Origin of the sequence: Streptomyces alkaliphilus (genome assembly GCF_014141535.1) — a bacterium.
In the GTDB taxonomy this organism is placed as follows: Bacteria; Actinomycetota; Actinomycetes; order Streptomycetales; family Streptomycetaceae; genus Streptomyces; species Streptomyces alkaliphilus.
In genome coordinates, this window is the sequence record NZ_VKHT01000307.1 from 1 (window position 1) to 5,250 (window position 5,250).

Here is a 5,250-nt window from a genome sequence, read left to right on the forward strand (position 1 = left end):
GACGTCAACTCTGGCATGCCTCTTCCCCGTTCCGCGGACGAATGCGAGAATTTCCCCGGCCCCGCGAGCGGCCGTCCTCCGGGGAGGCACCGGGCTCCGGCGGGGATGGTCCCCTTCTGTGTCTCACCGGCCGGTCGGCCCCGCAGCGGCGGGGATGGGACCGGGACCGAGGGGGGCCAGGGCGTCAGCCGGCGGTGAGCACTCGCTGCCGCAATCCCAACTCCTCGTCGTAATCCACCTCGTACTTCCCCAGCGCGGTGCCGCGTCCGTGGTCCAGCACCAGGGCCGGGCAGTACCGCAGGCGGGCGTGGCCGAACCAGGCCGGCAGGGGGCGCAGCTCCTCCATCGCGGCCTCGGTGAGGGAGCTCGGCAGCCGCACCGTCCCGCCGAGCAGATCCTCCAGGAGCTCGTCCGGGACATCCCCGTTCACGGAGAGGGCCCGACCGCTCAGGGTGTGGAGGACCCCGCCCTCCCGCACGACCACGATCACCTCGACCGTCGGGTCACCGTCCCGCACCAGCCACTCCACCGTGGCGTCGCCACCGCTCTCCGCCCGGCCCGCGACGTGCAGACCGGCCAGGGTGCTCCCCTCCCGGTCACCGCGCCTGGTCAACAGGGACCCCGCCGCCCTGTCCGCACGTTTCCGCTCGGTGTCCTCCCACCGGCGCCGGGCGGCCTCCGCCACCTCCCGCCACGCCGGCGGCAGGGAGTCGTCCGAGGGGTCGTACCCGGCGGCGACCAGCTCCGGCACCTGCGACGGGACCCTCCAGGCAGTATCCCCCGACCCGTCCCGCGAACCCTCGATCGCCCGTCGCACCAGAGCCGCCGACCTCAGCAGCGGATACCGCCCGTAGACACCCTCCGAGGCCCCCGGGAATCGGGGCGGCTCCGAGCCCACGGCATCGACCCCGGTGACCACCACACGCGGCGCGGCCAGCCGGGCGGGGCGGCGCACACCGGCGTGTCGGTGCGACCGCCCGATGCGCTGGAGGAGCAGGTCGACGGGCGCCAGGTCGGTCACCAACAGATCGGCGTCGACGTCGAAGGACTGCTCCGCCAGTTGCGTCGCCACCAGGATCATCCGCCGGGGCCGGGGCTTCGCCCCCTCGACTCCGGCGGGCCCCAGAAGGCGCAGGCACTCGCCCGTCCGGTCCGCCCGGTCCCGCACGGCGAGCCGACCGTGCAACAGGTGCACCTCGCCCTTCTCCCGGTACCGCCCGCGCAGCAGCTCGTGCAGCCGCTGGGCCCGCGCCACACTGTTGCGGATGACCAGGGCGCAGCCGCCGTCGACGAGTTCCCGCTCCAGCAGGTCGGCGACGGAACGGGCCGCGGCCTCCTCGGCGGCCTCCCGGTCCTCCCTCCGGGCATGGGGCGGGGGCACGGCCTCGGGGAGGAGATCGAGGGCGACGGGAAGATCGGCGCGCCACCCCGCGGAGTGCTCGACCAGATATCGCGGCTCCGGCACTTCCTCGGTCCCCCGGGTGCCTTCGGGGCGGGCGGACGGCCAGGCGGCGGTCACCGAGGGATACCCACCGGGCTCGGGCAACCCGTCCGCCGTGTACTCCTCGCGGGAGAGGGCCCCGGCCAGGTAGGAGGAGACGAGGTCCTGCCGTTGCCGGGGCGGCAGGGTGGCGGAGAGAAGCACCACGGGCACCCCCGCCTGCCCCAGCCACCGCAGCCCCTCCATCAGGAACTGGGACATGTACACATCGGCGGCGTGGACCTCGTCGAGGACGACGACCTTGCCCATCAGACCGGCCATGCGCAGCATGACGTGCTTGGTCCTGGTCGCGGCCAGAAGCAGCTGGTCGATGGTGCCGACGACGAACGGACAGAGCAGCCCGCGCTTGGCCCCCAGGAACCACTCGGCGGGACCCCGCGCCCCCGCGCCCGGGGACGAGGACGGAGTCCCGTCGCCCCGGTCCTCGGGGCCGAACCCGTACGGATCGTCCTCCGGGCACTCGCCGTACTCGTCCACCCCACCGAACCGGGAGGCGTCGCTCTCCTCCGAACCCTCCACCAGCGCACGCCATTCGGGATTGAACATCCGCTTGCCGTGCAGCAGCGCCACCCGGGAGGGCAACTCCTCATCGATCCCGCCCAACCACTCACGGACCTGACCGAACATCGGGTCGCTGGTGGCCTGGGTGGGCATCCCGACGAAGACGCCGTCGGCCCCGAAACGGGCCGCGAGGATTTCCGCCGCCAACAGCGCCGCCTTGGTCTTCCCCTCCCCCATCGGGGCCTCGACGACCAGGAGGCCCGGCACGGTCATGCGCCGCGCCGCCTCGACCACCATCGTCTGGGAGGGCCGGGGAGCCTGCCCGAAGCGGTCCTGGAATGCCTCCGGCTCGACCGGGGCACGGCTCCCCCACCCCCGGTGCATTCCCAGGGCCGACCACGCCTTCTCGGCCCGACCGCGGGCCGCCTCGAAGGTCACCGCACGCAGGTCGTCCACGCCGCCGAAGTGCTTCTCGTCGCTGGCGATCCAGTCCGCCATCACGATGAGGCCGCTCAGGTGCAGCTGAACCGCGCGGTTGGGCATACCGGCCGGAGCCGGCGTCGCCACGTCCTCGAAGCCCAACTCGGCGGTGAAGCGCGTCAACAACGCGCGCTGCGCGACCGGCCACGGGCCGAGGCCGACCAGATGCCCCTTCGCCCGGCTGGTGGGCTTGATGTCCCTCCGGCTGGGAAACCTCCCGTGATGACCGGCGACGAGCGGCCAGAGCCAGTCGATCCGCTCCTCCGTCCAACCCGCTTCGGAGAGGTCACGACACAACAGATGCGCTCCGGCACGGTCGTGACGCCACGGCTTCCGGGAGATGAGGTGGTCGGACCAGGTCAGCCCGGCCTTCCGTACCGCCTCGGCCCCCTCGGGCCACATGCGCTGGAAGGCGGGCGTGGCCTTCCCGTAGTCGTGAACGCCGCAGAGCCAGGCGAAGAACCCCCGCCCCTTCCCGGGCCCTCCCGCGATGTCGTCGAGCACCAACCGGGTGGACGGGGCCAAAAACCCGTCCCACATCCGCTCGGCCACGGCAGCGGTGTCGAGGAGATGCGACAACAGCAGGTTCTTCCTGCCACCGGCCCTCTCCGCCGACTTCCCCCACAGGGCTCCCAACATCTCCTCGATGTCGGGGGTCGCCCCGCCCCCATCGTCACTCATCGTGCCACCCCTGGTACAACTGGTGCATCGCTTTCGGGGAGAGACACTAGGACACGCCACTGACAACCGAAGGCGATTCCGCCGAACCGACGTTCTTCGACCGCCGGCTACGCTTGGATGCCAGGATGGGACCCGGAACCGTACCGAATGAAAACGGCCTCCCGGCCGGGTAAAGCAGCAGGTCAAGAAGTGTCGGCCCCGCACCCGCGGGGATGGTCCCGTTCCCCCGGCGGGATTCCTGCGCGGCCTCTAGTCGGCCCCGCACCCGCGGGGATGGTCCGTCCGGCCGGGGCCGGCAGCCGGGGGCGACCGCGTCGGCCCCGCACCCGCGGGGATGGTCCCGGCACGCACGTCCTGGTCGTGCTCGTGCTGCGGTCGGCCCCGCACCCGCGGGGATGGTCCTTCCATTTCGCGGGACCGGTTTCCCTGAATACCGTCGGCCCCGCACCCGCGGGGATGGTCCCCGATCCGACAACACCAGGGCCTCCCCGGCCGAGTCGGCCCCGCACCCGCGGGGATGGTTCGGGTGACCGGTGGTGCTTCCAGGCTCGTGGACGGCGCTTGGATGGTCCCAGCGGGACACTCTTACCCCCCGGCGGAAAGATGTGTCGCCTGTTGCCGGGCCGAGAGGCCGGCAACAGGCGACACGCCCCGTGCGTCTGACCGCTCAGCTCTGCGTCACGAAGCGGACGAACGGGTCCCAACCCTCGTGGCCGACCGTGAAGGCCGGGCGGCCGGTGTCCTTGGAGTCCCGCACGTGGACGGCTCGTTCGGCGGTCGCGACCTCCACGCAACTGTCGCCCTCGCTGCCGCTGTAGCTGGACTTGAACCAGGCGAGTTCCGTGGTCCCGCTGCTCATAGCTCTCCTCGCAGTCGCTCCAGCAGGTCCCGGGATTCGTTGGGGCTCAGGGCCTGCGAGCGCAGTGTGTCATAGCGTTGGCAGAGCGCACTCACCTCTTTTCGGTCCGAGATCAGGCGTCCGTTCTTCTGTCCCTCGGAGTAGCCGAGGCGCCGTCCGTCGGGGGTCTCCAGGATCTGAACCGGCCCGTCCAGGCAGGCGTGCAGCCCGGCGTCCAGGGGCACCACCTGGAGCGTCACGTTGCGCGGCGCGGTGAGGTCCAGGACACCGCCGATCAGTTCGCGCATCGCCGCCGCGTCGCCGAACCGCCGCCGGAAGACGTGCTCCTCGACGATGAAACCGAACGGCACCTTCGGGCGTTCCCTCATCGTCGCCTGACGTTCCATCCGTGCGGCGAGTTGAATTTCCAGCTCATCGTCGGTCCGTAGCGGAATCGTGCCCTCGAACACGGCTCGGGCGTACGCCTCGGATTGCAACAGGCCCGGTACCAGGCGGCATTCGTACGTGTTCAGGCTGACCGCCTCGCGTTCCAGCCGTGCCCACCGGCGGAACCAGGCCGCGAGACCCGCCTCGCCCCGGGTGAGGTGGCGGGCGGCCTTCCGCAGGGCCCCGGTGTTTCCGAGGGCTTCCTCGGCGCGTTCCACGAACGACTCGTCCGGCATCCGGCGGCCCAACTCCACCGAGGTCACAGTGTGCTTGGAGTACCGCACGCGGGTGCCCAGGTCCTCGCGACTGAGGCCGGCGTGCTCGCGCAGCGCCTGGACGACCGCGCCGAAGGTGCGCAGACTGTCCGACGGATGCGGTTCCCGGTCACAGTCCCCCGCCGGCGCCGACCGCACGTCGATGCCTCCGGCGCCATCCTCTTCGACGTTGTCCATCCGCAGCCCTCTCTCCGTACCGCACCGAGCTTTCGCACCCCCGCGCTCCCCGTCCATGGTGGCGACGCACACCACGCACTGTCCACACCGCGTGTTCGTACGCTGACCCCACGTACACGTCGCGACCCTTGCCCGTGCCTCCCACCACCCCGCATCAACCACCCCTGGTCAGCCGAGTGGACACCTTGAGCACACGGCAGACTCGTTCCATCGCACGTCACGTGAGTCTGTCAATCGAGCGGTGTAACGGGGGTGGTTGGTTAGTGGCGGGCTGTGGAGAGGCGGCCGTCGAAGGTGATGTCGAAGGCGTTCAGTGCGGTCTTCCAGCGGCTGGTCCAGCGGGCCTGTCC

Annotated in this window: 3 protein-coding genes and 1 CRISPR repeat array; all 3 genes read right to left on the reverse strand. The window is 71.4% G+C overall.

Going from position 1 to position 5,250, the window contains the following annotated elements; all coding sequences use genetic code 11:
• Positions 1–184: 184 nt before the first annotated feature.
• Entirely contained in the window at positions 185–3,163 is a 2,979-nt protein-coding gene (gene cas3, locus FNQ90_RS11795; RefSeq protein ID WP_228471057.1) for a CRISPR-associated helicase Cas3', read from the reverse strand.
• 191 nt (positions 3,164–3,354) lie between these two features.
• Positions 3,355–3,687: a CRISPR direct-repeat array (repeat unit 28 nt; unit sequence GTCGGCCCCGCACCCGCGGGGATGGTCC).
• A gap of 143 nt (positions 3,688–3,830) precedes the next feature.
• The gene (locus FNQ90_RS11800; RefSeq protein WP_182606330.1) at positions 3,831–4,022 is read right to left on the reverse strand and encodes a DUF397 domain-containing protein; all 192 of its coding nucleotides are present in this window, start codon (positions 4,020–4,022) and stop codon (positions 3,831–3,833) included.
• Complete coding sequence (locus tag FNQ90_RS11805) at positions 4,019–4,900, reverse strand: helix-turn-helix domain-containing protein (protein ID WP_182606331.1); 882 nt, start codon at positions 4,898–4,900, stop codon at positions 4,019–4,021. The genes FNQ90_RS11800 and FNQ90_RS11805 overlap by 4 nt, the downstream gene beginning before the upstream one ends.
• Between the last annotated feature and the right edge of the window lie 350 nt (positions 4,901–5,250).

Bases quoted from the DNA above. Each gene is read 5' to 3' on its own strand.
- FNQ90_RS11800 (WP_182606330.1), bottom strand. From the start codon at position 4,022: ATGAGCAGCGGGACCACGGAACTCGCCTGGTTCAAGTCCAGCTACAGC.
- cas3 (WP_228471057.1), bottom strand. From the start codon at position 3,163: ATGAGTGACGATGGGGGCGGGGCGACCCCCGACATCGAGGAGATGTTG.
- FNQ90_RS11805 (WP_182606331.1), bottom strand. From the start codon at position 4,900: ATGGACAACGTCGAAGAGGATGGCGCCGGAGGCATCGACGTGCGGTCG.